Source organism: Aeromicrobium sp. CF4.19 (assembly GCF_051262555.1).
Taxonomy (GTDB): domain Bacteria; phylum Actinomycetota; class Actinomycetes; order Propionibacteriales; family Nocardioidaceae; genus Aeromicrobium.
On sequence record NZ_JBIMEU010000001.1, the window covers coordinates 96,685 to 118,347 of the forward strand.

The following is a 21,663-nucleotide window of genomic DNA, read 5'->3' on the forward strand; positions in this document are numbered from 1 at the left end:
CACCTACCATCGGAACATCACCCTTTCGATCGAGCGCGATCCCTGGGCGATCAGCGCCGACGTGAGCCAGTAGAGCCCGGCCCCGTAGGTGAAGACCTCCAGCGTGCGCAGGGTGTCGGAGTTGATGTTGAGCAGCACCGCCGTGAGCTCCTCCATCGAGATGACCGACGCGACCGAGGAGTACAGGAACAAGATGATGAGCTGGTTGGTGAGCGAGGGGATGATGCCTCGCAGCCCCGGCACGAAGACGACGTGTCGGAACAGCTGGTACCTCGACAGAGCCAGGGCACTGCCGGCCTCGCGCAGGCCGACCGGCACGGAGGCGAACCCCGCTCGGAAGATCTCCGACGTGTAGGCGGCGTTGTTCAGCGTCAGCCCGATCAGCGCCGACCAGAGCGGGCTCAGGTTGACCCCGACCTGTCCGAGGCCGAAGTAGATCAGGTACAGCTGCACGAGCAGCGGCGTGTTGCGGACGACCTCGATGTAGGCCGACGCGATCACGCTGACGATCCGTGAGGGCCCCGTCTTCGCCAGCGACAGGAGCACGCCGAGGCCACTTCCGACCGCGAAGGAGGCCAGCGTCACCCAGATGCTCAGCCACAGCGCCTCCAGCATCGTCGGGAGGTAGGGGAGAATGTCTCCGAAGTAGAAGGACATGGGGGTGCTCCGCCTCAGCGGACGGCCTCCGGCAGGTCCTCGCCGAACCACTTCTCGTACAGCTCGGCGTTGGTGCCGGAGGCGTTGAGGTTCCGGATGAAGTTGTTGAGGTAGTTGATGAACACCTGGTCCCCCGGCAGGGCGCCCATCGAGATCAGCGACGGCTTCAGCGGCGGCTCGTCGAGCGCCTCGAGCCCGTCCTCCTTCTCCGCCTCCTGGAAGACGGTGGCCCGGCCCTCGATGGCCGCGTCGACCTTGTTCGACTTCAGGGCCGCGATGGCGTCGGCGATCGACTCGAACCGGACGATCTCCGTGTCCGGGAAGTCCTCGGTCATGATGACGTCGTTGGTGCTGCCCCGCGTGACCGAGACGGACTTGCCGGCCAGGTCGTCGTAGCCCTCGATCGGGTCGCTGGCGCGGTAGAGCACGCTGGCGCCGTCGGCGACGTAGGGGATGGTGTAGCCGACGGCCTTGGCACGCTCGTCCGTGGCCGTCCAGGAGGAGATGTTGACGTCGGCGCGCTCGGCGCTGAGCAGCGGCAGCCTGCTGGCGCCGTCGGTGCTCACGAGCTCCAGGTCGACGTCGAGAGCCTCGGCGAGCGCCTTGGCGAGGTCGACCTCGTAGCCCTCGAAGTCGCCCGAGGCGTTCTGGACGCTGAACGGGGGGAAGTCCGGCAACACGGCCACGCGGATCTCCCCGCGCTCGATGACGGCGTCGAGGGTGCTCTCACCACCGCCGCCGGCACCGCCGGTGCCGCTGTCGGACGTGCACCCCGCTGTCACGAGGACGCCGGCGAGCAGCGTCATGAGCACGAGCCTGAGTCGTCGGGTCATCGATCTTCCTCCGTCCGGTGCCGCGACCGGGCACGGGCGTCGCCGGCGGGTGCCGGGACGTCCTCGTGGCGGGGGCGGGCATCGTTCATGAGCCTCAGCGTGCCGCCGGGCCGCTTCCGGCTGAAGGGTTTTCGACCAGGCGGAAAAATCATGACGCGCGTCACACCGCGCGGTGGGACCGCAGCAGGTCGCCGACCCGGTCGACGTCGTCTTCGTTGTTATGGACGTGGAAGCCGAGCCGCACCCGGCCCAGTCGCGCCGCGACCCGGACCCCGCGAGCCGCGAGGTGCTCGACGACGGAGTCCGGCTCCGGGTGGCCGAAGGTCACGATCGGGCTGGGCAGGTCGGTCACCTGCGGCTCGAGGCCGAGGGCCTCGAGCTCCGGCCGCAGCGTCCCGGCCAGTCCCACCACGTGTCGCTCCCGCCGTGCTGCGGGCTCGGCCAGCAACGCCTCGAGGGCGGGAGCCGCCCCCACCCAGGACAACCAGGCCGGGGACTGGTCGAGGCCGGGCGCTCCCAGCCGGGGGCGAAGGGGTGGGCCGTAGCTGCCGCGCTGCCCGGCGTCGGCCATGCCGTACGCGCTCGGCGCCGGCGACGCCCGTGCGACTGTGTCGTCAGCGATCGCGTAGGCGACGCCCCTCGGGCCCCGAAGTCCCTTGTAGCCGGCGCACGCGAACAGCAGCAGGTCGCTCAGCGGCACGTCCGGGACGACGAGACCGGCGGCCTGGGTGCCGTCGACGACGAGGTGGGCGTCCACGGCGTGGCAGACGGTCGACAGGCGGGCCAGTGAGGGGCGCCCACCGTCGTGCGACGAGATCGCCGACACCACGACTGCCGCGGTCCGTTCGTCGACCGCGGACGCGAAGGTCTCCGCGACGTACGGTCCATCGACCCACCGCAGCCGGTCCGGATCGACCTGGGCCAGCACCGAGAGCAGCAGGGAGCGGAACTCCTTGCGGTGCACGACGACCGTCCCGCTCTCGCGGGCCAGCACGGACGCTGCCGCAGAGACGGCGGGCACGATCGAGGGCAGGAGCCCCACCTCGCTCGCCGGCACCCCGACCAGGCGGCCGAAGGCCTGCCGGCAGGCCTCGACCGATCGTTCCCACGTCCCGTGGTGGGCCCGGCCGGCAGCCCACTCATCCAGGGCCGACCGCATCGCTGCGACGGTCGCCGGGTGTGCCAGTCCCATGCTGGGCGTGTCGAGGTACCCCCGACCAGGCACTACCGGGCGCGACGCCTCGCTGGCCGACATGACCTCACCGTACCGACGGTTCAGCGCTGGACACGGGCGCTGCCCCCCTCGGCGAGCGTGATCACCTCGGCGCGGCTCGCGCCGGAGGTGTCGCCCGGGGTCGTCATGGCCAGGGCCCCGTGGGCGGCGCCGTAGTCGACCGCGGTCTGCAGGTCCGCGCCACTCATCAGGCCGTAGACCAGTCCGGACGCGAAGGAGTCCCCACCGCCCACCCGGTCGAGGATCTCCAGGCTCTCCCGGTGGGCGGACCGCACGACCCCGGTGGCCGCGGACCAGGCGATCGCGCCCCAGTCGTTCAGGGTCGCGGTCCGGACGCTGCGCAGCGTGGTGCCGACCACCCGCAAGTGCGGGAAGGTCTCCACGACGTCGTCGATCATCGCCCCGAACCGGCCGGCGTCGAGGTCGGTAAGGTCCTCGTCGACCCCCTCGACCGCGAAGCCGAGGGCGGCCGTGAAGTCCTCCTCGTTGCCAATCATGACGTCGACGTGCGGGGCGATCTCGCGGTTGACCTCCTGCGCCCGCTCCTGACCGCCGATGGACCGCCACAGGCTCGGTCGATAGTTGAGGTCGTAGGAGACGACCGTGCCGTGCTTCCTGGCCGTCCTGACCGCGGCGAGGAGGTTCTGCGCGGCGACGTCGCTGAGACCCGCGTAGATGCCGCCGGTGTGCAGCCACCGCACCCCCGACTCGCCGAAGACGTGCTCCCAGTCGACATCCTCGTGGCCGAGCTGGGAGATGGCGGTCTGGCCCCGGTCCGAGACGCCGACGGCACCACGGACCCCGAAGCCGCGCTCGGTGAAGTTGAGACCGTTGCGGACCGTGCGTCCGATGCCGTCGTCGTCGCGCCACTGGATCAGCGACGTGTCGACACCTCCCGCCAGGATGAGCTCCTCCACGAGCCGACCGACCGGGTTGTCGACCAGCGCCGTGACGATCCCGGCCCGCAGGCCGAAGACCTTGCGCAGTCCGCGCGCGACGTTGTACTCGCCCCCGCCCTCCCAGGTGTGCAGGGTTCGAGCGCTGCGGATCCTGCCCTCCCCCGGGTCGAGGCGCAGCATGACTTCACCGAGGCCCAGCACGTCGTAGCGGCAGTCCCGCGCCGGGCGCACGTTCAGGACGGACATGTCAGGACTCCTTCGCGATGGTGGCAGCGAGGGTGGCGGCCTGGGACGCGAGCGTCTGCAGACGCTCGACGGACCGGGAACGGACGAGGTCGGTGGGCACCATCCAGCTGCCACCGACCGCCGGGACGGACGGGAGGGCCAGGTAGTCGGCGAGGTTGTGCGGTCCCACTCCCCCGGTCGGGATGAAGCGCACCGTCGGGAACGGCCCGGCCAGCGCCGCGATGGCCGCGGGACCGCCGCTGGAGGCCGACGGGAAGAACTTGAGGAGGTCGAGCTCGAGCTCGAGACAGGCCTGGACCTCGGTCGCGGTCACCGCTCCGGCGATCGCGTAGACACCACGCTCACGGCAGCGCTCGACGACCGATCGGCTCAGGCCCGGTGAGACCACGAATCGCGCACCGGCGTCGACCGCGGTGTCCACCTGCTCGGGCGTCAGCACGGTCCCGGCCCCGACCAGGATCGATCCGGGCCCCTCGGCCGGCACCTCGTCGCTGATCGCACGGATCGCCGCGGCGGCCACCTCGGTGCGGAACGTGACCTCCAGCACCGGCAGCCCTCCGGCGACCAGGGCGGTGGCGAGCGGGACGGCGGACGCCGCGTCGTCCACGACGGCGACGGGCACCAGACGACGATGCAGCAGGCTGCCGGGAGGGTCGACCATGCTGACAGGGTGCCGAACCCCCTCCACGTGTGTTAAGAGTTTTCGATGCAGCGGAAAACACCGCGGGCGCCATCGGAGGAAAGATCACCATGACCGACGAGACTCCATCGGTGGCGCAGCAGTCCGCCCTGATCAAGGGGCTGCGCGTGCTCGAGGTCGTGGCAACGCACGATCGTCTCTCCGACATCGCCAGCACCACCGGCCTCTCCTACAGCACGGTGCACCGCATCCTGGCCGACCTGGTCGCCCACGGCTGGGTGCACCAGGACGCCGACCGTCGCTACCACCCCGGACAGCGACCTGGCGGCCTGGCGAGCCTGCTGGAGCGTCAGGACGACTACCTCGAGCACGTCATCCCCCACCTGCTCGCCCTGCGCGACTCGACCGGGTACACGGTCCACTTCGCCGTCCGACGACAGGGACAGCTGACCTACACGGTGAAGGTCGACGGTGAGGGGTCGAACCTCATGCGCTCCTACGTCGGCATGGAGCTCCCGCTGCACTGCACCGCCATCGGCAAGGCCGTGCTGTCCACGATGGACCCGCACCAGGTCGTCGAGACGCTCTCCGGCACCCAGGTGCGTCGCCTGACCGATCGCACCGTCGTCACCAGGCACCAGCTCTTCGACCAGCTGACGGTCGCGTGGCAGCGCGGGTGGGCGCTGGACGACGGCGAGAACGAGGTCCACACACGGTGCATCGGGGTCGCGGTCCCACGAGGCGACGACACCATCGTCGGCGGCCTGAGCATGTCGGGCCTCGGTCGCGAGCTGGGGCCCGACCAGATCGCGGCGCTCGCACCGGCCGTGGTGGCCACCGGCAAGGCGGTGAGCGGCGCCCTCGCGGACCTGCCCGACGACCGGACGATCCCCGCGGGCTGACACCGGTGGGGTGGGGCGGGCCGGACTTGAACCGACGACCGAGCGATTATGAGTCGCCTGCTCTAACCAGCTGAGCTACCGCCCCTGCAGGCTCAGCCTAGCCATCGCTGTTGCTGCCCAGCGCATCACGAGGCCAGCGCGTCGGCGAGGGCGCGCATTCCCGCCGTGCCGACGAGGTCGTCCGGCAGCAGGGGTACCTCCAGGATCGGGACGTCGGCGAACCCGTCCTGGACCGCCGCCAGCTGTGACTCCTCCAGCAGCCGTCGCTCGGCGAGCAGCCCACCGGCGTCGTGCGGCGAGCGACGGTTGACCACGACGGCCCCCACGTCCACACCGAGGTCGCGCAACTGCCGGTGGAGCGCCGTCGACTCCAGCACGGCCAGACGCTCCGGGGTCAGGATGATCACGAAGGAGCAGGCCTGGGAGTCGGCCACCAGGTCGCGCAGGAGGCCGAAGCGCTCCCCACGACGCACCAGCAGCCGGCGCAGCTCCGCGTCCCGATCGCCGTGGCGGTCCTCCTGTCCCAGCCCACGCAGTGCAGCAGAGAACCGCTCTGACCGGTCCCGGTTGGCCAGCAGTCCCTCGCTCCAGGACGTCAGCTGGGCAGGCAGTGCGAGCAGACGCAGCGTGTGCCCTGTGGGAGCGGTGTCGACGACGACCAGGTCGTGGGAGGCCAGCCCGTCCTCGATGCACGCTGCCAGCCGGTCCAGCACGGCGGACTCGTGCGTGCCGGGCGAGTCGCGTGCCAGCTCCAGGTGTCGTTCGGCCGCGGCATGCATCCGTTCGGGCAGCAGGCGCAGCATCGTCGAGCGCACCGCCGCGAGGTGCTGCTCGACGGTGCGGTCGGGATCGATCTCCAGACCGTCCAGCGCCAGACCGTCTCCCGCGAGAGGCGTCGGCTCGTCACCGACCTCACGACCCCACAGGTGGCCCAAGTTGTGGGCCGGGTCGGTGGAGACCAACAGGACCCGCGCGCCTGCCTCGGCCCGCGCGAGCGCCGTGGCCGAGGCGATCGAAGTCTTGCCCACCCCGCCCTTGCCGCCGACGAACACCACCCGCCGACGCGCGGCCAGGCTCAGCAACATCCGACGTGGTCCAGGGGCGAGCGATCCAGGCCGATCCGCTGGTGCCAGGCGTGGAACTCCGGGTAGAGGGCGGGCAGCAGCTCCAGCCCGTGGTACGCCGCAGGGTCGGGCACCCCGAGCGACTCGGCCAGCACGACCAGCATGAAGAGGTCGTCCTCCTCCTGCCGGGCCCGGGCGAACGTGCGGCGGTACGGCCCGGCGTAGAACTCCTCCAGGCCCGCCGTGAACGCAGCCCAGCGTCCGCCGCTCACCGCATCCTCAGGTCCGGTCGGACTCAGAGGACGTGAAGAGGTCCGCGTCGTCGTCCTCCGGACCCTCGGCAGCGGCCTTGCGCATCGAGATGATCGCCTCGAACGCCACCCAGACCGCCGCCACGATGATGACGACGTCGATGCCCAGCAGCAGCCAGTCCTGTGCCTCGTAGAGGTCACCCAGCTGCACGATGGCGGCCCAGAAGGACACGACGAAGACGAAGGCGAGCGGGACCAGAGCCGGCCACGGGTTGCGGCGCTTGCGCAGGAGGATCACCGTGATGATCGACAACGTCAAGGCCGCGAGCAGCTGGTTGGTGGTGCCGAACAACGGCCAGATCCGCATGCCGCCCTCTCCCCCGGCGCCCTGGCTGAAGGTGAGACCCAGACCGGCGACCAGCACGAGGGCGGTGGCGATGCCCTTGCCGATCTTGAGCTGGACCAGCTCCCCGGCCTCCTGGATGACGAAGCGCTGCAGTCGCACTGCGGTGTCCATCGTGGTCGCGGCGAACAGCACAGCCATCGTGGCCAGGATTGTTGAGCTCAGGGAGGCGGGCAGGCCCAGACCACTCTCCACGATGGCCCCACCGCCGTCCACGAAGGCCCCGACGCCCCCGTTGCCGAAGGCGCTGTAGACGGCCTCCCAGTCGGCCAGAGTCCGGAAGCCCGCCGTGGCGGCGATGATCGCGCCCAGGGCCAGCAGGCCCTCGCCGACGGCGCCGAAGTAGCCCACGAAGCGGGCGTCGGGCTCGCTGTCCAGCTGCTTGGAGGACGTGCCGGAGGAGACCATCCCGTGGAACCCGGAGATCGCCCCGCAGGCGATGGTCACGAACAGCAGCGGCAGCAGTCCTGGGGTCCCTTCGGGGACGTTGTCGTTGATGGCCGGGGCGACGATCGACGGGGTGCCGATCAGCACGGCGCCGTAGAGGATGCCCAGGCCGATGAACAGCTGCACCCCGTTGATGTAGTCGCGCGGCTGGAGCAGCACCCAGACCGGCAGCAGGGACGCGACACCGGCGTAGAGGAAGAGGGCGACGATCCAGAACGTGCCGGGAGCCATGCCGAGGGTCGAGTCGGCCAGCTCGATCGGGAACCGGTCGCCGACCAGGATCAGGGCGTAGAGCGCGGTGACCCCGATGACCGTGGTGAGGGCCAGGTTGATCTTCCAGCGATAGACCATCTGACCGACGAACAGCGCGACGATGATCGCGCCCCACGCCGGGATCACCGAGCTCGGGGTGCCGATGAGCAGGTCCTTGATGACCACCGCAAACGCCGCGATCACCATCAGCAGAAGCAGGAAGATGACCACGAGGAAGAGGTTGCGACCGCGCGGACCGATGTAGCGACCCGACAGGGTCCCCATGGACTGCCCGCGGTTGCGCGCCGAGGCCCACAGGGCGCCGAGGTCGTGCATGCCGGCGAAGAAGACCGTGCCGAGCGTGACCCAGAGGAAGGCGGGGAGCCAGCCCCAGATGACGGCGATGCCAGGGCCGACGATGGGCGCGGCGCCGGCCACGGAGGTGAAGTGGTGCCCCCAGAGCACGAACTTGTTGGTCGGCACGTAGTCGATGCCGTCCTTGAGCGTGTGGGCCGGGGTCGCGTAGGCGGGATCGAGCCGGAAGACCCTTTCAGACAGGTACCGGGCGTACACGAAGTACCCACCGGCCATCATGGCCACACCGATCAGCAGCAGCACCAGCGAGTTCATGGGGTCCTCCCCGTCCGGAATCGTGAGCGCCCACCCTACGACGGTGACGTGACCGGCGTCACCATGGGTGCGAGACCGTCGACCCGAGGACGCCGCCCGCCGGGCGGGTTAGCCTGTGGGCATGAGCAACGTCGCACCCGAGCCGCTCGAGCCCGTCACCGAGGACTGGGAGCGCGCCCTCGTGGTGGTGGCGCACCCCGACGACGTCGAGTTCGGTGCCGCCGCCGCGGTGGCCCGCTGGACCGACCAGGGCAAGACGGTCGTCTACTGCATGGTGACCAGTGGCGAGGCCGGCATCGATGCCATGGCCCCGGAGGAGGCGCGTCGCGTGCGCATCGCGGAGGAGATCGAGTCCGCCCGGCTGGTCGGTGTCGACACGGTGGAGCTTCTCGGGCTGCCCGACGGCGTGCTCGAGCTCGGGGTGCCGCTGCGCCGCGTCATCGCCGAGCAGATCCGCAAGCACCGCCCCGACGTCGTCATCACCGGCAACTTCCGCGAGACCTGGGGTGGCAGCACCCCCAACCAGGCCGACCACATCGCCGTCGGACGCGCCACCCTCCACGCCGCCCAGGACGCCGGCAACCGCTGGATCTACCCCGAGCAGCTGGTGGGCCAGCCGGGCGGCGACGACGGGCTCGAGCCGTGGGGCGACGTCCGTCAGGTGTGGGCCGCGGGCTCCCCCGACGCCCGGCACGGCGTGGACACGACGGCGACGTTCGACCGCGGTGTCGCCTCGCTCGAGGCGCACCGCGCCTACATCGACGGCCTCGGCTGGGAGAACTTCGACGCCGCGGAGTTCCTGGAGGGCATGTCCCGGCCGACAGGGTCCCGGCTCGGCGTCGTCCACGCCACGACGTTCGAGGTCTTCACCCTGGCGTTCGGGGAGTAAGGCCCGAGAGCCTCCTGACGGATGTCATGGCGGGCTCGTGACATCGCACTCTTCGCCTGCGGTCTCGCGGGCGCCACGATGAGGTCATGAACAGCAACGCCACCGCGGCCATCGAGCTGCGCGACGTCGTCAAGACGTTCTCCTCGCCCGGCAGTGACGCCGTGACCGCCGTCAACGGCCTGGACCTCACCGTCCAGCCCGGTGAGGTCGTCGCCTTCCTCGGCCCCAACGGCGCGGGCAAGACCACGACCCTGGACATGGTCCTCGGCCTGACCGCACCGACCTCCGGAACGGTGGACGTCTACGGCCAGGCACCACGGCGCGCCGTCGAGGCGGGGCGCGTCTCGGCCGTCCTGCAGACCGGTGGCCTCTTGCGTGACCTCTCGGTCCGCGAGACGGTGCGGATGATCGCCTCGACGTTCGACACGCACGCGGGGGTCGACGCGGTCATCGAGCGGGCGGACCTGGTCCCCATCGCCTCCCGCAAGGTCTCCAAGTGCTCCGGCGGTGAGCAGCAGCGACTGCGCTACGCACTGGCCCTCCTGCCCGATCCCGACCTGATCGTCCTCGACGAGCCCACGGCCGGCATGGACGTCTCCTCCCGTGCCGGCTTCTGGGAGACGATGCACGCCGACGCCGACGCGGGCCGCACCATCGTCTTCGCGACCCACTACCTGGAGGAGGCCGACGCCTTCGCACGGCGCATCGTGATGGTGGCCGGCGGCAAGGTCGTCGCCGACGGCAGCACGCACGACATCCGCGCCCAGGCCAGCGGTCGGGTCGTCACGGCCGACCTCACCGACCTCGAGCCAGGCCTCGCTCACCTGCGGGCCATGCCCGAGGTCATCGGCGCCGACGTGCAGGGCGGTCGCGTCACGGTGCACTCAGCGGACTCCGACGTCGTCGCCCGCGTGCTGCTGACCGAGCTCGGCGGACGAGATGTGGAGATCAGCTCCGGGTCGCTGGAGAGCGCCTTCCTGCAGATCACCGGACCACGGCAGGCCACGACCGAGGAGGTCGCACGATGAACGCCACCTACGCACGGCTGGAGCTGCTGCGCACCACCCGCGACTACGTCAGCATGTTCTTCGTCGCCGTGCTCCCCGCGTTCTTCTACCTGATCTTCGGGGCGTCGCAGGAGTTCGGCGACGAGAGCTTCGGCAACGGCAACAACGTCACGATGTACATCATGGTCTCGATGGCGGCCTACGGCGCCGTCACCGCGACCGCCGGCATCGGTGGCATGGCTGCCGTGGAACGGATGCAGGGCTGGGGCCGCCAGCTCGGCCTGACCCCGATGGGCGACGCGGCCTACATCGCCATCAAGGCGCTGGTCTCGGTGACGATCGCCGCCATCCCGGTCGCGATCATCTACGTCCTCGGCGCGCTCACCGGCGCGGAGGGAACCTGGCGGGCCTGGCTCGTCAGCGGCCTCGTGGTCGTGGTCGGTGCGACGGTCTTCGCCCTGTGGGGCCTGGCCTTCGGGCTGGCCTTCCGCTCCGAGGCGGCGGTCGGTGCGGCGAGCGGGTCGCTCGTCATCCTGGCCTTCCTCGGCAACATCTTCTTCCCACTGTCGGGGACCCTGCTCGCCATCGCGAAGTTCACCCCGCTGTACGGCTACGCGGCCCTCGCGCGCTACCCGGTGACGGGGGGCGAGATGGCCAGCACCGACGGAGGACCGCCCGTGCAGGAGGCCCTGTGGATCCCGGCCCTTAATGTGGGCGTGTGGACCCTGATCCTGGCCGTCGTGACGGTTCTCCTCGTGCGTCGGAGCCGGGGGCGGCAGTGACGCCGGAGTCCGTGGAGCAATCGACCCGGCGACCCACGCAGATCAACGACCTCGATCCGCAGCGGCTCCTGGGGCAGTCCAGCGCCGAGCAGGGCGACGCCGACGATCCGTGGGAGCGCTTCGGCTGGATCATGGGGGCCATCTGGCTGGTGTTCCTGGCCTTCCCTGTCGTCGGCTCCGTCGAGGCCGACACAGCATGGGGGTGGCGCCTGGTCTCGATCGCCTCGATCGTCGCCTTCGCCGCGGTCTACGTCGACTCCTTCATCCGCCTGGACTCCTGGGACACCTGGACGGACGTCCATCGCTTCGGGTGGAGGCGTCTGGCCGCCCTGGTGCTCCTGTGCACCGCTCCGGCCCTCGTCATCGGCGTGGGGGCACTGGGGATGCTGCCCTTCCTCGTGGCGTTCTCGATGTTCAGCCTGCAGCTGCGGGCGGCGCTCGGCGTCTCCGCCGTCGCTCTGCTCACGGCCGTGGCCGTGCCCGTCGCGCTCGGCAGCTTCGCCGAGTACTGGTTCTTCACGCTCATCGTGGTCCTGGTCCTGGTCACGACCTGCCTGGTCCGGGTCCTGGACGAGCGGGGCTCGGAGCATCGTGAGCTGTCGCGCCAGATGACGATCGTCTCCGAGCGCGAGCGCGTGGCCCGCGACGTGCACGACGTGCTGGGCCACAGCCTCACCGTGGTGACCGTCAAGTCCGAGCTCGCGCGACGCCTCGTCGACGACGACCCCGAGCGGGCCAAGGCCGAGCTCGACGACATCCAGACGCTCACCCGGACCGCCCTGGCCGAGATCCGGGCGACGGTCGCCGGGTTGCGCGTCGCCCGCATCGACGACGAGCTGCTTGCGGCCGCGCAGGCGCTCGCAGGAGCAGGCATCGAGGCGGACCTACCGGAAGACCCCGCAGTCGTCGATCCCCGGCACCGCATCGTCCTCGCCTGGGTGCTGCGCGAGGCCGTCACCAACGTCGTGCGCCACAGCGAGGCGACGCGTTGCACGGTGAGGCTGCAGGCGAACGGCATCCTCGTCGAGGACGACGGAGTGGGGTCACACGGGGCGTCCGAAGGGAACGGGCTGCGTGGGCTGCGTGAACGGGTGGCGGCCTCCGGTGGCCAGCTGGAGCTCACGGGTGTCTCGGACGGGCCGGGCACCCGGCTGGAGGTGGTCCTGTGAGCACGATCCGGATCCTGCTCGCCGACGACCAGGCGCTCGTCCGAGGTGCCCTGGCCGCCCTGTTGGGGCTGGAGGCGGACCTGGAGGTCGTGGCCGAGGTGGGCCGCGGCGACGAGGTCGTGGCCGCGGCGCGCGAGCACGCGGTGGACGTGTGCCTGCTGGACATCGAGATGCCCGGCGTCGACGGCATCGAGGTGGCCGCCAGAGTGGCGGCCGAGCTTCCCGGGTGTCGCTCGCTGGTGGTCACGACGTTCGGTCGCCCCGGGTACCTGCGGCGAGCGCTGGAGGCCGGAGCGAGTGGCTTCGTGGTCAAGGACACGCCGGCACGGGAGCTGGCCGAGGCGGTGCGTCGGGTGCATGCCGGCTTGCGCGTCGTGGACCCGGCACTCGCTGCGGAGTCCATCGTCGGGGGGGTCAACCCGCTCACCGAACGAGAGCGCGACGTCCTGCGCGAGGCCCTCGACGGCGCGACGGTCGCCGACATCGCTGCTCGCATCCATCTCTCTGCCGGGACGGTGCGCAACTACCTCTCGGCCGCCATCGGCAAGACCGGGGCGAGCACCCGGGTCGAGGCCGCGCAACGGGCCCGTGGCCACGGGTGGATCTGAGCGCTGACACGCCACAGCCCGTCCTTGCAGGGTTTTCTGGTCTGTCCCGCAGCGCCGGAAACCGTGAGGAGCATCACGCGTGGCGCTTGTCACGGTGGCTCGGCTCGATTCGAGGTCGGCAGGTGGCTACGTTCATCACGGCCTCGTGCAAGGGAGGCCCGCCGCGGATCGGCGCTGAGTCCACCCCCGTTCCGTGATGAACCGAGAAGCTGGGGTGGAGCGGGACACCCGGTGCTCCGCGTCCGACGGCTTCGCCCCCGGACGCCGGGGCGCCATGGTCGGCACGAGCGCGACAGGTGGACCTTGCAGGCGGTGGAGGAGCTTGAATGCGCCACTCCGGACGCGCACTGTCGTGCGCTCTCGTCATGATCGTCTCCCTTCTCGGCCCCGTGGCCGTGACCTCACCCGCGGCGGCCCTGGGCGACGGGAAGAAGGCCGAGGTCTCCAAGATCGCGAAGTCCCTGAAGGGCACTCCGTACAGCTACGGCGGCACGTCGCCGAGCAGCGGGTTCGACTGCTCGGGCTTCACCCAGCACGTGTTCAAGAAGGCCGGTGCCGGCAACCTGGACCGGACCGCCGGCGCCCAGGCGAAGCAGGGCCGGGCCATCAAGAAGGATGACAAGCGCCGCGGCGACCTCGTCTACTTCCACGACGGTGGGGGTGTCTACCACATCGGCATCTACCAGGGTGACCAGAAGATCTGGCACGCCCCGAGCACGGGCAAGAGCGTCGAGCTCGCTCGCATCTGGACCGGTGACTACAAGGTCCGCCGCATCGGCGCCTGATCCGTCGCGGCACCGCATGACGAGGGCCCGGACTGCCGATGGCAGCCCGGGCCCTCTCGTCTGGTCAGGCGTCGCTCGTGCGCATGTCGCTGTCGTGCAGGAGGTCACGTCCCCGCGTCTCGGGCAGCGTCGAAACGGTCACGAGTCCCACGATCCCGACCACCACGAGCACGAACGCCGGGACCAGGTCGCTCCCGGTCCGATCGATCAGCCAGGTGTTGAGGTACGGGATCGTGCCGGCGAAGAAGGCACCGGCCACGCTGTACCCCATGGAGAGCCCGCTCTGGCGCGTCCGTGTCGGGAAGAGCTCGGCCACCGTGGCGGCATGCGTCCCGAGGATCACCGCAAGGATGGCCGCCAGGCCGAACGTGGCCAGGAACCCCGTGGAGAGGGTGCCCTGCTGCATGAGCGCGAACAGCGGGACGGCACCGAAGGTCAGCATGATGGCGGCACCGAAGAGCACCGGCTTGCGCCCGATGCGGTCGGAGAGCATGCCCGAGAGCGGGATGATGCCGATGGCCGTCAGGGACGCGACGGCCGACAACATCGCGGCGTTGCTCGAGGACAGCCCGATGATCTCCTCCTGGTAGGTGATCAGGTAGACGAGGACGACGTAGAAGGTCGAGTTCATGAAGGTCTCGACGCCGACGGTCTGGACGAACTGACGCCCGTTCTCACGGAAGACCTCTCGAATTGGCTGGGTCGCCACGGTGTCCAGCTCGGCCAGCTTGCGGTACTCGGGCGTGTCCTCGATGCGCATGCGGATGTAGAGCCCGACGAAGGCCAGCGGCACGGTGATCAGGAACGGGATGCGCCAACCCCAGTCGAGGACCTGCTGATCGGTGAGCGCCACCTGCAGGAGCCACACGACAAAGGACGCGGCGAGGAAGCCGAGCACTGCGCCGAACTCGATCCAGGAGCACCCGAAACCACGTCGCTCACGGGGCGAGTACTCAGCGAGGAAGGCGGCTGCCGAGCCGAACTCGCCACCCGCCGCGATGCCCTGGATGATGCGGGCCACCACCAGCAGGACGGGTGCGATCAGTCCTGCGGTCTCGTAGGACGGCAGGATGCCCAGCAGCAACGTGCCCGCCGCCATCGTGACGATGACGATCGACAACGTCGTCTTGCGTCCGTAGCGATCACCGATGTAGCCGAAGATGACCGAGCCGAGCGGTCGGACGAAGAAAGCCACCGCGAAGACCGCGAAGACCGCGAGAAGACCCGCGTTGCCGTCCTGCTCGGGGAAGAAGATCTGGGCGATGGTCGTGGCCAGGTAGGCGTAGATGGCCCAGTCGAACCAGTGCACGAAGACACCGATCGATCCTGCGACCAGACTTCGCCGCAGGCCCTTCTGCATCGTCAGGTCGGTCGGGGTGTTGTCCAGGGCCATGATCGTCCTTGTCGGTCGGCGTTGCCGCGTCGGTGGTCCCCGACTCGCGTCCGGGGTGTGACCTGCAGCGCTTTCGCACCATCGTGGGGCGGGCCTGGCCATATGTAAAACACTAGAAAGCGGGCTTTTGCATCAGTTCAAGCGATGCATGGAGACCTGAGGACCGGGGTCGCCGGTGAGCGCGCCGGCTTCACGACTGACCGTGACCGGAGCGGATCGCGTGGATGAAGGCCTGGGCCCGACGCGTGAGGCGGGCACCTGCGGGCCACGCAACGACGATGTCGAGGGACTCGACGTCGTCGGCGAGCTCCACTGCGGCGACCGGCGTGCCGTCGTAGGTGAGGTCGTGCGCCGGCCGTTGGTTGAGCAGGGCGAAACCGTGGCCGTGGGCCACCATGGAGCGCACGGTCTCAAAGCTCGGACTCCGGTAGCGGACGGACGGCTCGTCCAGCCCTCGGCTGCGAAAGAGCGCGAGGAAGTAGTCCGACGTGTACGGCAGGTCGAGCAGCACCATGGGCTCGGCGACGAGATCTCGCAGGGCGACCGAGTCTCGACCCGCGAGCTGGTGGTCGGCCGGCAGGACCACGTGGGGTCGCACCGAGTCGACGACCGCGAACCCCAGGTCGCCCAGGTCGTACCCGTACATGACCGACACCTCGCACTGCCCGTTGCGCAGTGCCTCCTTGAGCTGGGCGTGCTCGGCCTCGAGCACACGCACCGATGCCTTGGGGTAGCGCTCCTCGAACGCGGCGACCACGCCCGGCAGCCGGAACGGCGCCAGCGTGGAGAACCATCCGATCACCAGCTCGCCGACGACCGAGCGGGCGACCCCCTTGGCCGCATCCTCGAGGTCGGCGGCATGGGCGAGGAACGGCCGGAGCTCGCGGACGAACTCCTCCCCCACGGGCGTGAGCGTCAGGCCCCGAGCGTGGTGCCGGACGAACAGCTGGACGCCCAGCTCACGCTCCAGCTGGGCGATCGATGTCGAGATCGCCGACTGGGAGACGGTGAGGGCCTTCGCAGCCCCAGTCATCGTCCCCTCCTCGGCTGCAGCCAGGAAGTAGCGGAGCTGGACGAGAGTGAAGGAGAGTCGCGCCATCGCGCCATCGTGCCGCACGCGCTTCGATCACGTCGATACCGCTACTGATCGACATCGACTTCGTCGATCGACACCGCCACCGCCTGGTCGCACGCCGGGTCAGCGACGGGCAGCGTCGTGGGCCAGGTAGGAGCGTTGGGTCATCAGGTGGCCCGCCACGTGCTTCGCGTCGTGCCAGACGCCCCAGATGAAGCTGGACCCCCGACGCGAGAGCCAGGGCAGACCCACGAAGTACACGCCGGGCTCGGTCGACACTCCGCGACGGTGGTCCGGACGGCCGGTCTCGTCGAACGCGTCCACCTGCAACCAGCCGTAGTCCACGGCAAAGCCCGTGGCCCACACGATCGACGTGATACCCGCGGCTGCAAGGTCGAGCTCCCGCAGCGGGTCCCTCATGCACTGCGGGTCCGGTCCCTGTGCCCGCGCTCCAGGGTCGGCGGGGAGGTCGAGACCGTTGCGATCCACGTAGGCGTCGGCGGCGTCGAGCAGGTCCCGCAGGCTCTCGTCGCCCTGCAGGATGTTGGTGGCGAGGTCGTCGGCGAAGCTCAGTCTTCCCTCGGTGCACGAGCCCGTCATCCCCACCAGGTGGATCCCCTCCGCGGCCAGGGCACGGAAGTCCACCGTGTGACCCCCGTGGGCGCCGCTCACCGCGATGGTGACGTGCTCGGCCCCGGAGGGCGGGGTCTCCGCGTCCCACAAGCCGAGCACGCCGAGCCACCAGCAGAAGTCTCGACCGCGATAGGAGCGCGGCGGACGCTCGTGCGGCCCTACGGAGAGATAGACCTCCCGGCCCGAGCGATTGAGCTCGTCGGCAATCTGCACACCCGAGGATCCGGCTCCCACCACCAGCACCGAACCCTCGGGGAGCTGTGCGGGGTTGCGGTAGGAGCTGGAGTGGATCTGCTGCACCCCGGCCTGCTCCGGAACGATCGGGGGGATCACCGGTCGCTGGAAGGGACCCGTCGCCGCCACCACGAACCGCGCACGCACCGTTCCCTCGGAGGTCTCGGCCGTGAACCCCGGCCCGTCGGCGTTCCGGCGGACCGACGTCACCTCGACACCGGTGCGGACCGGCGCCGCGATCTTCTCCGCGTAGGACTCGAAGTAGCCGGCCACCTGCTCCTTGCTCGCGAACTCATCGGGCCCCACATCACTGAACTCGAGTCCGGGGAACCGGTCGTGCCACGCAGGCCCGTTGGCCACCAACGAGTCCCAGCGCTCCGTGCGCCAGCGTTCGGCGATTCGATCACGCTCAAGGACCAGGTGCGGCACCCCGCCCTCGCTCAGGTGCTCGCTCATCGCCACACCGGCCTGGCCGGCGCCGACGACGAGGACCTCCACATCGTGGGTCGACATGCCTACCTCCGCTTCGCCGAGGTCTGGACCTCGATGTTCATGTGCGCTGACTGCGCTGACCCGATTCTCGGCACCCCTCATGATCTTGTCCAACAGATGCTGTTGGGCTTTTGATCCGAAAATATCGATTCACCAGGCTCCCCGCCTTTCCGTGAAGTCTTCACTCGACCTGCTCGCCTTGCATCGATCCATCGGATGCAATGCGCCAACAACGATCACTGGACAGATGTTGCGGTCCGGCACATGCTGGACCTTCGACCCAGAGGAGCATCGATGGACCTGCCTGTTCGCATCCCCCAGGACACGCGCCACGTCGTGGCCGGTGGCCACGCCAGGATCCGACCGTTCAACACCCGCGACACCTACCCCGAGCAGAGCCTGGACAACGACCTGTGCCAGGCCGTGGTCGCCGGCCGCACCGTGTACGTCCGTGGCCAGATCGGCCAGGATCTCGACACGAGCGAGTCGATCGGGATCGGCGACGTGGAGGCGCAGACCGATCGCGCCATGGCCAACATCGACATGCTCCTGCGGGAGTCCGGCAGCCAGATGAGCCATCTGGTCAAGCTCACCATCTACCTGACCGATCCTCGCCATCGCGAGACGGTCTACCGCACCATCGGACGCTGGACGAAGGGCGTCCACCCCATCTCCACCGGCCTCGTCGTGAGCGCCTTGGCGCGCCCGGAGTGGCTGGTGGAGATCGACGCCATCGCCGTCGTCCCCGAGGAGACACGATGACCTTCTCGGTGCTGGCCAGCGACGACACCGGCGCCGTCGGCATGGCCGTGACCTCCTCCAGCCCTGCCGTTGCCGCACGGTGCACGCACCTTCGGCCCGGAGTCGGCGGCGCGGCCTCGCAGAACGTGACCGACCCACGCCTGGGAACCGCGCTGCTCGACGCGCTCCAGGCCGGGCACACCGCCGAGAGCGCCCTGGAGCACGTCGTCGAGGGACAAGAGCACGTGGAGCACCGCCAGCTCAGCGTGCTGGCGCTCGACGGGAGCGGCGCCGCGCACTCCGGCGCCGAGACCCTGGGTGTGCACCACCATCGAGTCGGCACACGCGTCGTGGCCGCGGGAAATCTCCTGGCCGACCCGGGCGTCGTCGACGCGGTCGTCGATGCGTTCGAGGGATCGACCGGGGAGCTCGAGGTCCGCCTGCTCACAGCGCTGCGCGCCGGCCTGGACGCCGGCGGAGAGGCCGGACCACTGCACTCCGCCGGACTGGCCGTGGTCCGTGACGTCGAATGGCGCGAGAGCGACCTGCGGGTCGACTGGAGCGACGAGCCCATCACCGAGCTGCAGCGGCTCCTGACCCTGTGGCTCCCCCAGCGCGACGACTACGTGGCCCGTGGCCTGGACCCGAGGTCCGCCCCTTCCTACGGCGTGCCCGGGGACGAGTGACGCGATGAGCAGCACCACCGACTCTCGCGCCCACGTCGTCGACAGCATCGCCGAGGACACCCGGCTCCTCATCGACCTGTCCGAGCGTCTGCACGCCAACCCCGAGACGGCGTGGGAGGAGCACCGCTCGTCCCGCTGGGTCGCCGAGACGCTGTCCGATGCCGGCTTCACGGTCACGGCTCCCTACCTCGGGCTGGAGACCGCCTTCCTCGCCACGTACGGCGACGGCCCCTTCCGGCTCGGCCTGTGCGCTGAGTACGACGCCCTCCCCGGTCTCGGTCACGCCTGCGGCCACAACCTGATCTCGGCGATCACCGTCGGCGCGGCCCGCGCGCTCACCGGACTTGCCGACGAGGTCGGGCTCACGATCGAGGTCTACGGCACGCCCGCAGAGGAGGGTGGCGGTGGCAAGATCGAGCTGCTCGACCGCGGGGCGTTCGCGGGCCTCGACCTGGCGATGATGGCCCACCCCGCACCGGTCGACGTCGCCGAGGCGCGGCCCTTCGCGGTGTCGCACTCGCACGTCTCCTACCGTGGCAAGGCCGCCCATGCAGCCGCCTATCCCGAACAGGGCGTCAACGCCGCCGACGCGTTCACGATCGCCCAGGTCGCCCTCGGTCTGCTACGTCAGCAGCTGCCCGACACCACACGCGTGCACGGCATCATGACCAACGGCGGCGAGGCACCCAACGCCATCCCGGCCCTCACCGAGGGCCGATGGTACGTACGCGCGGAGTCCCTCGACGAGCTCGCCGTCACCGAGGAACGGGTCTGGCGATGCTTCGAGGCGGGCGCTCTGGCCACCGGTTCGACGCTTCAGATCGTTCCCGAGAGCAAGCCCTACGCCGAGTTCCGTGCGGACGAGGCAGCTCTCGCGGCCTACCGACGCAATGCCGTCAACCTGGGCCGCGAGTTCACGTCGGGGTCGATGGCCTCGCGGATGAACCGGGCCTCCACGGACATGGGCAACGTCTCCCAGGTCGTCCCCGCCATCCACCCCTACATCGGGATCGACTCGCTGCCAGCCCTGAACCACCAGCCGGAGTTCGCTGCGCACTGTGTCGGTCCGCAGGCCGAGAGGGCCCTGCTCGATGCCGCCACTGCTCTCGCATGGACGGCACTGGACGTGGCGGGCGAGAGGCAGGACCGGTGAGCTCGCTCGAAGGGGCGGTGCGTCACGAGCAGGACTCGCTCGGCACCCACGCCGTGCCCCAGGCTGCCTACTGGGGCGTGCACACCGCCCGGGCACTGTCGAACTTCCGCGCCAGCGGAACCCCCGTGGGCGAGCACCGCCACCTCGCGGAGGCCCTCGGGTCGGTCAAGCTGGCCGCCGCCCGCACGAACCACACGCTGGGACTGCTGGACGACGCCAAGCATCGATCGATCACTCAGGCCGCCGAGGAGCTGCGGGACGGACTGCTCGACGACCAGCTCGTGGTCGACGTCGTCCAGGGAGGCGCGGGCACGTCCACCAACATGAACGCGAACGAGGTCATCGCCAACCGCGCACTGGAGATCATGGGCGAGGATCGCGGCCGCTACGACATCATCCACCCGCTGGACGACGTGAACCGGTGCCAGTCCACGAACGACGTCTACCCGACCGCCGTGAGGCTCGCGCTGGTCCGTGCGATCGACGAGCTGTCGATCCACGTCGCCGACCTCGCAGAGGCCTTCGCGCTCAAGGCACTGGAGTTCCGGACCGTGCCCAAGACCGGGCGAACCCAGCTCCAGGACGCCGTGCCGATGACGGTGGGACAGGAGCTCGGTGCCTTCGCCGTGACCCTGCGCGAGGAGATCGCGCGGCTGGCCGACGTGCGCGCCCTGCTGTGCGAGGTCAACCTCGGCGCGACCGCGATCGGCACCAGCATCACCGCCCATCCACGCTATCCGCATCTCGTGGTGGCCGAGCTCGCCGCGATCACGGGCCTTCCGCTCGTGCGCGCCCACGACCTCGTCGAGGCCACGAGCGACCCCGGCGCCTTCGTGCACACCTCGAGCGTCCTCAAGCGGCTCGCGGTGAAGGTGTCGAAGATCTGCAACGACCTTCGTCTGCTGTCCTCCGGGCCCCAGGCCGGCCTGAACGAGCTGGCCTTGCCGGCACGCCAGGCCGGTTCCAGCATCATGCCGGGGAAGGTGAACCCGGTGGTCCCGGAGATGGTCAACCAGGTCGCGTTCTGGGTCATCGGCAACGACGTCACGGTCACCATGGCCGCCGAGGCCGGCCAGCTCCAGCTCAACGCGTTCGAGCCGATCATGTGCCACGCCCTCCTGCAGGGGTTCGCCTGGACGGGCACCGCGCTGGAGTCGTTGCGCGAGCTCTGCGTGGACGGCATCACGGTCGACGTCGCACGACTGGAGCAGGCTGCTGCCCAGAACGTGGGCCTCGTGACTGCTCTGACCCCGCACCTCGGGTACGCCCTGTCCGCCGAGATCGCGAAGGCCGTCCTCGGTGGAGGTGGGGGTGTGCGCGAGCTCGCGCTCGCGCACAGTGGGCTCGGTGCCGACGAGGTCGAGGCCCTGCTGGAGCCCGGCGCCCTCGCCAACCTGGCTGCATGGACGGCGCCCGAGGTGGGCGACCCGGTCGCCTGACCGATCCCCTCACCGATGCCACCGAGGGCGTGCAGGGTGAAGCAGCAAGTCCCCGCCAAAGTCCGTGGAGATCGGGCCATCGTCGCGCCGGCACCTTCCGGTTCCGCCGAGCCCGGGTG

At 70.0% G+C, this 21,663-nt stretch carries 22 protein-coding genes and 1 tRNA gene; 11 read left to right on the top strand and 12 right to left on the bottom strand.

The features are described from left to right. Nucleotides 1-3: 3 nt before the first annotated feature. The 5 genes from ACHAAC_RS00500 to eda form a co-directional block, all read right to left on the bottom strand. Entirely contained in the window at nucleotides 4-657 is a 654-nt protein-coding gene (locus ACHAAC_RS00500; protein WP_435713897.1) for an amino acid ABC transporter permease, read from the bottom strand. A gap of 14 nt (nucleotides 658-671) precedes the next feature. Further along, on the bottom strand, nucleotides 672-1,490 hold the full coding sequence (locus ACHAAC_RS00505) for a transporter substrate-binding domain-containing protein (RefSeq protein WP_435713898.1): 819 nt from the start codon (nucleotides 1,488-1,490) through the stop codon (nucleotides 672-674). 160 nt (nucleotides 1,491-1,650) lie between these two features. Beyond that, complete coding sequence (locus ACHAAC_RS00510; RefSeq protein WP_435713899.1) at nucleotides 1,651-2,745, bottom strand: aminotransferase class V-fold PLP-dependent enzyme; 1,095 nt, start codon at nucleotides 2,743-2,745, stop codon at nucleotides 1,651-1,653. A 20-nt stretch (nucleotides 2,746-2,765) separates the two neighbouring features. Beyond that, on the bottom strand, nucleotides 2,766-3,869 hold the full coding sequence (locus ACHAAC_RS00515; protein WP_435713900.1) for a sugar kinase: 1,104 nt from the start codon (nucleotides 3,867-3,869) through the stop codon (nucleotides 2,766-2,768). Between the two features lies 1 nt (nucleotide 3,870). Then, nucleotides 3,871-4,530: a bifunctional 4-hydroxy-2-oxoglutarate aldolase/2-dehydro-3-deoxy-phosphogluconate aldolase gene (eda, locus tag ACHAAC_RS00520; RefSeq protein WP_435713901.1), complete on the bottom strand. Its 660-nt coding sequence runs from the start codon at nucleotides 4,528-4,530 to the stop codon at nucleotides 3,871-3,873. Nucleotides 4,531-4,619: 89 nt separating this feature from the next. Here eda and ACHAAC_RS00525 point away from each other — a divergent pair, with 89 nt between their 5' ends. Then, complete coding sequence (locus ACHAAC_RS00525; RefSeq protein ID WP_435713902.1) at nucleotides 4,620-5,411, top strand: IclR family transcriptional regulator; 792 nt, start codon at nucleotides 4,620-4,622, stop codon at nucleotides 5,409-5,411. 11 nt (nucleotides 5,412-5,422) lie between these two features. On the opposite strand, the gene ACHAAC_RS00530 is transcribed toward ACHAAC_RS00525, so the two are convergent. The 4 genes from ACHAAC_RS00530 to ACHAAC_RS00545 all read right to left on the bottom strand — a co-directional run bounded on the left by ACHAAC_RS00530 (nucleotide 5,423) and on the right by ACHAAC_RS00545 (nucleotide 8,458). Continuing rightward, a tRNA-Ile gene (locus ACHAAC_RS00530) sits at nucleotides 5,423-5,496 on the bottom strand. A gap of 40 nt (nucleotides 5,497-5,536) precedes the next feature. Then, entirely contained in the window at nucleotides 5,537-6,496 is a 960-nt protein-coding gene (locus ACHAAC_RS00535) for an ArsA family ATPase (RefSeq protein ID WP_435713903.1), read from the bottom strand. Beyond that, entirely contained in the window at nucleotides 6,487-6,747 is a 261-nt protein-coding gene (locus tag ACHAAC_RS00540) for a cory-CC-star protein (protein WP_435713904.1), read from the bottom strand. The genes ACHAAC_RS00535 and ACHAAC_RS00540 overlap by 10 nt, the downstream gene beginning before the upstream one ends. A 7-nt stretch (nucleotides 6,748-6,754) precedes the next feature. Then, the gene (locus ACHAAC_RS00545; protein ID WP_435713905.1) at nucleotides 6,755-8,458 is read right to left on the bottom strand and encodes a carbon starvation CstA family protein; all 1,704 of its coding nucleotides are present in this window, start codon (nucleotides 8,456-8,458) and stop codon (nucleotides 6,755-6,757) included. A 121-nt stretch (nucleotides 8,459-8,579) separates the two neighbouring features. Between ACHAAC_RS00545 and ACHAAC_RS00550 the strand changes: the two genes are divergently transcribed. The 6 genes from ACHAAC_RS00550 to ACHAAC_RS00575 all read left to right on the top strand — a co-directional run bounded on the left by ACHAAC_RS00550 (nucleotide 8,580) and on the right by ACHAAC_RS00575 (nucleotide 13,698). Beyond that, nucleotides 8,580-9,347, top strand: a complete 768-nt coding sequence (locus tag ACHAAC_RS00550; RefSeq protein WP_435713906.1) for a PIG-L deacetylase family protein — start codon at nucleotides 8,580-8,582, stop codon at nucleotides 9,345-9,347. Nucleotides 9,348-9,433: 86 nt separating this feature from the next. After that, nucleotides 9,434-10,375, top strand: a complete 942-nt coding sequence (locus ACHAAC_RS00555; RefSeq protein ID WP_435713907.1) for an ABC transporter ATP-binding protein — start codon at nucleotides 9,434-9,436, stop codon at nucleotides 10,373-10,375. After that, the gene (locus ACHAAC_RS00560) at nucleotides 10,372-11,136 is read left to right on the top strand and encodes an ABC transporter permease (protein ID WP_435713908.1); all 765 of its coding nucleotides are present in this window, start codon (nucleotides 10,372-10,374) and stop codon (nucleotides 11,134-11,136) included. Before ACHAAC_RS00555 ends, ACHAAC_RS00560 begins: the two co-directional genes overlap by 4 nt. A gap of 11 nt (nucleotides 11,137-11,147) precedes the next feature. Then, a complete protein-coding gene (locus ACHAAC_RS00565) occupies nucleotides 11,148-12,305 on the top strand; it encodes a histidine kinase (RefSeq protein ID WP_435713909.1) in 1,158 nt (385 codons plus the stop codon). Further along, complete coding sequence (locus ACHAAC_RS00570; protein WP_435713910.1) at nucleotides 12,302-12,913, top strand: response regulator transcription factor; 612 nt, start codon at nucleotides 12,302-12,304, stop codon at nucleotides 12,911-12,913. Before ACHAAC_RS00565 ends, ACHAAC_RS00570 begins: the two co-directional genes overlap by 4 nt. Nucleotides 12,914-13,239: 326 nt before the next feature. Continuing rightward, nucleotides 13,240-13,698 carry a C40 family peptidase gene (locus ACHAAC_RS00575; protein ID WP_435713911.1) on the top strand — a complete coding sequence of 153 codons (459 nt, stop codon included), beginning with the start codon at nucleotides 13,240-13,242 and terminating at the stop codon, nucleotides 13,696-13,698. Nucleotides 13,699-13,762: 64 nt separating this feature from the next. On the opposite strand, the gene ACHAAC_RS00580 is transcribed toward ACHAAC_RS00575, so the two are convergent. The 3 genes from ACHAAC_RS00580 to ACHAAC_RS00590 all read right to left on the bottom strand — a co-directional run bounded on the left by ACHAAC_RS00580 (nucleotide 13,763) and on the right by ACHAAC_RS00590 (nucleotide 17,546). After that, nucleotides 13,763-15,091: an MFS transporter gene (locus ACHAAC_RS00580; protein ID WP_435713912.1), complete on the bottom strand. Its 1,329-nt coding sequence runs from the start codon at nucleotides 15,089-15,091 to the stop codon at nucleotides 13,763-13,765. A 190-nt stretch (nucleotides 15,092-15,281) separates the two neighbouring features. Beyond that, complete coding sequence (locus ACHAAC_RS00585) at nucleotides 15,282-16,190, bottom strand: LysR family transcriptional regulator (RefSeq protein ID WP_435713913.1); 909 nt, start codon at nucleotides 16,188-16,190, stop codon at nucleotides 15,282-15,284. A gap of 99 nt (nucleotides 16,191-16,289) precedes the next feature. Continuing rightward, nucleotides 16,290-17,546 carry a flavin-containing monooxygenase gene (locus ACHAAC_RS00590; protein ID WP_435713914.1) on the bottom strand — a complete coding sequence of 419 codons (1,257 nt, stop codon included), beginning with the start codon at nucleotides 17,544-17,546 and terminating at the stop codon, nucleotides 16,290-16,292. Nucleotides 17,547-17,819: 273 nt separating this feature from the next. On the opposite strand from ACHAAC_RS00590, the gene ACHAAC_RS00595 reads away from it, so the two are divergent. From ACHAAC_RS00595 to ACHAAC_RS00610, 4 genes are read left to right on the top strand one after another with little or no spacing between them, the layout of a single operon-like run. Then, the gene (locus tag ACHAAC_RS00595; protein WP_435713915.1) at nucleotides 17,820-18,287 is read left to right on the top strand and encodes a RidA family protein; all 468 of its coding nucleotides are present in this window, start codon (nucleotides 17,820-17,822) and stop codon (nucleotides 18,285-18,287) included. Further along, on the top strand, nucleotides 18,284-18,952 hold the full coding sequence (locus tag ACHAAC_RS00600) for a DUF1028 domain-containing protein (protein ID WP_435713916.1): 669 nt from the start codon (nucleotides 18,284-18,286) through the stop codon (nucleotides 18,950-18,952). The genes ACHAAC_RS00595 and ACHAAC_RS00600 overlap by 4 nt, the downstream gene beginning before the upstream one ends. Nucleotides 18,953-18,956: 4 nt before the next feature. Further along, nucleotides 18,957-20,105, top strand: coding sequence for a M20 family metallopeptidase (locus tag ACHAAC_RS00605; protein ID WP_435713917.1), 1,149 nt, complete (start codon nucleotides 18,957-18,959; stop codon nucleotides 20,103-20,105). Further along, nucleotides 20,102-21,544 (top strand): aspartate ammonia-lyase, encoded by a 1,443-nt coding sequence (locus ACHAAC_RS00610; RefSeq protein ID WP_435713918.1) that lies wholly within the window; start codon nucleotides 20,102-20,104, stop codon nucleotides 21,542-21,544. The genes ACHAAC_RS00605 and ACHAAC_RS00610 overlap by 4 nt, the downstream gene beginning before the upstream one ends. Nucleotides 21,545-21,663: the final 119 nt, after the last annotated feature.

Bases quoted from the DNA above. Each gene is read 5' to 3' on its own strand.
- ACHAAC_RS00500 (WP_435713897.1), bottom strand. From the start codon at position 657: ATGTCCTTCTACTTCGGAGACATTCTCCCCTACCTCCCGACGATGCTG.
- ACHAAC_RS00505 (WP_435713898.1), bottom strand. From the start codon at position 1,490: ATGACCCGACGACTCAGGCTCGTGCTCATGACGCTGCTCGCCGGCGTC.
- ACHAAC_RS00510 (WP_435713899.1), bottom strand. From the start codon at position 2,745: ATGTCGGCCAGCGAGGCGTCGCGCCCGGTAGTGCCTGGTCGGGGGTAC.
- ACHAAC_RS00515 (WP_435713900.1), bottom strand. From the start codon at position 3,869: ATGTCCGTCCTGAACGTGCGCCCGGCGCGGGACTGCCGCTACGACGTG.
- eda (WP_435713901.1), bottom strand. From the start codon at position 4,530: ATGGTCGACCCTCCCGGCAGCCTGCTGCATCGTCGTCTGGTGCCCGTC.
- ACHAAC_RS00525 (WP_435713902.1), top strand. From the start codon at position 4,620: ATGACCGACGAGACTCCATCGGTGGCGCAGCAGTCCGCCCTGATCAAG.
- ACHAAC_RS00535 (WP_435713903.1), bottom strand. From the start codon at position 6,496: ATGTTGCTGAGCCTGGCCGCGCGTCGGCGGGTGGTGTTCGTCGGCGGC.
- ACHAAC_RS00545 (WP_435713905.1), bottom strand. From the start codon at position 8,458: ATGAACTCGCTGGTGCTGCTGCTGATCGGTGTGGCCATGATGGCCGGT.
- ACHAAC_RS00550 (WP_435713906.1), top strand. From the start codon at position 8,580: ATGAGCAACGTCGCACCCGAGCCGCTCGAGCCCGTCACCGAGGACTGG.
- ACHAAC_RS00555 (WP_435713907.1), top strand. From the start codon at position 9,434: ATGAACAGCAACGCCACCGCGGCCATCGAGCTGCGCGACGTCGTCAAG.
- ACHAAC_RS00560 (WP_435713908.1), top strand. From the start codon at position 10,372: ATGAACGCCACCTACGCACGGCTGGAGCTGCTGCGCACCACCCGCGAC.
- ACHAAC_RS00575 (WP_435713911.1), top strand. From the start codon at position 13,240: ATGCGCCACTCCGGACGCGCACTGTCGTGCGCTCTCGTCATGATCGTC.
- ACHAAC_RS00580 (WP_435713912.1), bottom strand. From the start codon at position 15,091: ATGGCCCTGGACAACACCCCGACCGACCTGACGATGCAGAAGGGCCTG.
- ACHAAC_RS00585 (WP_435713913.1), bottom strand. From the start codon at position 16,190: ATGGCGCGACTCTCCTTCACTCTCGTCCAGCTCCGCTACTTCCTGGCT.
- ACHAAC_RS00590 (WP_435713914.1), bottom strand. From the start codon at position 17,546: ATGTCGACCCACGATGTGGAGGTCCTCGTCGTCGGCGCCGGCCAGGCC.
- ACHAAC_RS00595 (WP_435713915.1), top strand. From the start codon at position 17,820: ATGGACCTGCCTGTTCGCATCCCCCAGGACACGCGCCACGTCGTGGCC.
- ACHAAC_RS00600 (WP_435713916.1), top strand. From the start codon at position 18,284: ATGACCTTCTCGGTGCTGGCCAGCGACGACACCGGCGCCGTCGGCATG.
- ACHAAC_RS00605 (WP_435713917.1), top strand. From the start codon at position 18,957: ATGAGCAGCACCACCGACTCTCGCGCCCACGTCGTCGACAGCATCGCC.